This window comes from Streptomyces sp. NPDC001156 (assembly GCF_053598275.1).
This window is the reverse complement of record NZ_JBSFJX010000400.1, coordinates 1-3,615: the sequence shown is the minus strand read 5'-3', so window position 1 is coordinate 3,615 and position 3,615 is coordinate 1. Positions and strand designations below refer to the sequence as shown.

General features: G+C 66.9%; 2 protein-coding genes and 1 pseudogene. 1 reads left to right on the top strand and 2 read right to left on the bottom strand.

Annotation, left to right across the window (positions count from 1 at the left end; genetic code table 11):
- Window positions 1-1,272: IS200/IS605 family accessory protein TnpB-related protein (locus tag ACWDA7_RS51240; RefSeq protein WP_450614889.1), on the bottom strand; the 1,272-nt coding region annotated here is incomplete at its 3' end.
- Window positions 1,273-1,927: 655 nt separating this feature from the next.
- Window positions 1,928-2,935 carry a glycosyltransferase family 2 protein gene (locus ACWDA7_RS51235; RefSeq protein WP_450614887.1) on the bottom strand — a complete coding sequence of 336 codons (1,008 nt, stop codon included), beginning with the start codon at window positions 2,933-2,935 and terminating at the stop codon, window positions 1,928-1,930.
- A 232-nt stretch (window positions 2,936-3,167) separates the two neighbouring features.
- Between ACWDA7_RS51235 and ACWDA7_RS51230 the strand changes: the two are divergent.
- Window positions 3,168-3,406, top strand: a pseudogene (locus ACWDA7_RS51230) (IS6 family transposase); the annotation flags it as partial.
- Window positions 3,407-3,615: the final 209 nt, after the last annotated feature.

Sequence of the window (3,615 nt, the reverse complement as noted above, 5' to 3'; positions counted from 1 at the left end):
CGGGTCCACGGCGATGATGGTGATGCCGAGTTCGGCCGCCATGCTGACGAGCCGGGCCCGCAGCTTGGACACGGGCATGCCGGAGATCAACCGCCTGAACCGCCTCTGGCGGCCGTGCTTCTCCCGCGTCGTGTCCGTGCTGAAGTCGAGGTCTTCGATCGCGATCGACACCCCGTGGCGTTTCGCCCAGTGCAGGAGCCGGATCAGTGCATGCCGTACCTGGGCATCCCGGTGGTCCGCGGCGCCGGACAGGTCGTAGACGAAGCGGCGGGGTTCGCCGACCGGGTTGCCGTGGGCGTCCAGCCGCCAGGCGGCGAGGTGGTCGGCGTTGGTGTCGACACCGATCAGACCGCCGGTGCGGGCTTGGGACAGGGGGACGGTGGTGACCGGCGGGATCGTCCACGAGGCGGTGAGGTACCAGCGGCAGCGGTCTGTGTCGTAGTGGATGCGGTAGGCCACGGCCCGGTTCGTGGTGATGCGGTCGGCCCACTCGTCGCGCCGGTGGTGGAAGACCGCGGTTGAGGCGAGGACGTACCGGCCGTGCGGGGCGTTCGCCAGGTGCGCAAGCGGGACGGGGAGCTTGAGGGAGACTTCGCCGTCCGGGGTGACGCGGATCGTCTCGTTCCCCAACCGCTTGCCCGATTCGCCGTCCGCCTGCAGGAACCAGCGCTCCGCTTCCCAACGACGCCGCCACGCGTGCTCGGTGAGCTGCGCCGCGTCGAGGTGGTGTCGGGTGTGGAGCAGGCGTTTGCCGCCCCGCACGACCCGCACCCGCCCCACCTCGTGATCGGCCCGCTCCCGCTCCAGCCGGCCCTTGAGCAGATGCAGTCGCCGGGTCTTGTGGAACCACTCCTGCCGGGTGCGGTATCCGCCCGGAGCCCGCTTCGAGCCCTTCTCGCCCACCGGCAGCGACAGGCGGTGGGCGATCGTCTTGATGCCGGCCTCAAGGCTGCGGATGTGCGCGAGCTGGGCACGCCGGGACAGCGCCCACTGATCGTGGGTGGCCTTGGTGATGCTCCCGGCCCATCGCGAGGACGACGTGTCGGTCAGGGCCCGCTTGCGCCCCGCCCACGTATCCGCGGAGTGCTCCAGGCCCTCGGCGCACCGGCGTTTGAGATCCTTCGAGGCCAGCGACCCCAGATGCGCGCCGACCAGGCGTAACACCTGCTCGTCGTCCGGCGTGAGGCCCTTGATGCGGGTGCGGACCGCCACGCCGGACGGGCCGACGGCCACGAAGGGGGCAGCGATCGTGCGCAGCGACTCACCTCGCATCGATCTGCCCCCTCCCTCAACGCTTGATCAGCAACAGGAAGAACGGTACAGGCCGGCACTGACAGTGCCCGCCAAGCGGTCGTGCGCGCTGCAACACCACGAACAAGTACATGCTCGTGCACACTCACACACACTCACGCACATCCGAAACCGAACAGCTCGCAACCCCCCCCGTAGCGGGTCTGCCCCTGCCCGCAAGGACCGGCCTGGGCGCCCAACACGTGGCGTGGCACGGGCGCCCAGGCCTCTCGGTGGGCGAAGTGACAGGGGTCGCTGAGCGCGAGTTCGGTTCTCGTTTCCCGCTTCAACGTCCTGCCGGCCATGGATTCAGCTCACTGGCACGAGCAGTACGTCCAGGAGGCCGAGTCACGACACCCCGACAGGGACAGGGACCACCACTGGCCCCTTGAGACGGTCGATGTACTGCCCTGGAAAGAGCCCGATCCCGCATAGCACACGAGCAACCCAACGCCACGAACGGACCACTGCTGCACTCGACCCACTGGACGCTCACGAGGTACGACTGCCGTCGCACCGGGATGCCATGCGGGTGTCATCCCGCGCGATCAGGAGCCCACGCGGCCCACGCTCAGCCCATCCGCCAAGCGTCAACGACGCCACGGAAACAACGTCTTAATGTGCCGCCCAGCCCGGGCTACCCTCCGCGGACGGTGGCGTCTCGGGAGACGAAGCTGCGCGCGAACTGAGGAAGCCTGGCGGCCTCAAAAGCGCTGTACATCCTGCTCGCGACGAGTTGGAACTTGACACCCTCGCGGCCGTGAGGCCGCTCATAGCCGGCGGGGAGGAACCGGTGGTAGTGCTCGCTGGCGCGGTCGAAGAACTCAGGGCGCTCGGTGCGCGAGAGGCATCCCTCGAGATTGAGAAGGAAGAGGTAGTGACGAATCATACGAGTGAAGAGGAACGGAGCCACAACGTCCAGGGCGCTACGCTCCTCGAGCAAGCCGAAGCTCTCTTCGTAGCGGGCGAAGACGTCGAAATGGGTGCCGCCCGGCGCGCCTGCAGGGTGTTGAGTGTGCCGACGGCGGATTTGGACGCAGTTCCATTTCAGGACGCCGATCCGGTCAGCGGCGAGCATGGCGCGGTGGACGACCGCGACCTCCTCGTAGAAGCCGTCGGGGAATGCAAGTCCCTGCCGGGTCCACAAGTCGCGGCGGAACAGACGGTCCCAGGAGTAGGCGGGAGCACCGAAAAACTCGGGCTGGTCGATCGGGGCGAAGGGCTCATGTCCCTGCCGGGCAAGCAGCCCGGCGGCGGCACCGGGCCAGGAGCGGCGGCGATGCAGGCGAGTATGCCCGAAGAGAAGAACGTCCGGCTCGTTTGCCGCTCGTAGCTGGTTGGCAATAGCCTCAAGGGTTGCATCCCCGATGATGTGATCGCTGTCCAGGAACAGCAGGTAATCTCCGGCTGCGTGCTCGGCCCCTGCGTTGCGTATCCGGCTAACGCCGACGACGTCCTTCAGGCGCACGGCCGAGACCCGCCCGTCGCGCCGGGCATAGTCATCCACCAAGTCCGCAGGGCACTCAGCAGACTGGTCCAGGACCGCGACGACCTCAACATCCCGGAAAGACTGGTTTAGGATCGAATTCAGGCAGTTTTCAAGGTGTCCCTGAAGGTCGTGAGCGGCGACTATGACGCTGATCATCGGGGATGCAAGCATGGTGATCGAACGTAGGGGGGCAGCCCGCGGCATGACAAGTCCCATCGGGCGCCCAACTGGCAGCCACATATAAAGTTCTTCACACGCTCACACCGCCTCCGCACATCAGGCCGTGATCACGTCCCTATCGGCTGATCACGACGGCGTTTACGCACGTGATCGGTTCGAGGGCATTGGCGCGTTGATTGCGCCGGTGGGATGATTTGGGGTTGATTGGCTGGAAAGGTCGTCCGGTTGGGTCGCCGGCGTCGCACAGGGCCACCCCTACCCGGTCGAGGCCATCTGGCGCTGCGTATGGCGGTATCACCGGTTCCCGCTGTCGTTCCGCGGGGCAGAGGAGCGGATATTCCAACACGCGGCGCCGTCGTCTCCTACGAGACGGTGCGGCGGCGATGTGTGAAGTCCGGGCGGCCCTACGCCAGCGCGCTGTGCCGTCGGCAGTCCCGGTCCGGGGACATTGGCTCCCGGCGAGGCGTTCCTCAAGATCAACATCCCGCCGATCCGCTCCCGGGATACGACTACGACCACCTGCGCCGATGGTTAGGCCGAGTCTCCCCAACGACGCGCCTTAGCCTTGATCCACCGACGTGGCCTGAAGTGGATCTTCTGACGGGTTTTTGAGCGGGTTTCGGGTTGGTGTCTGTGCCTGGGCAGGTGGTATCCGC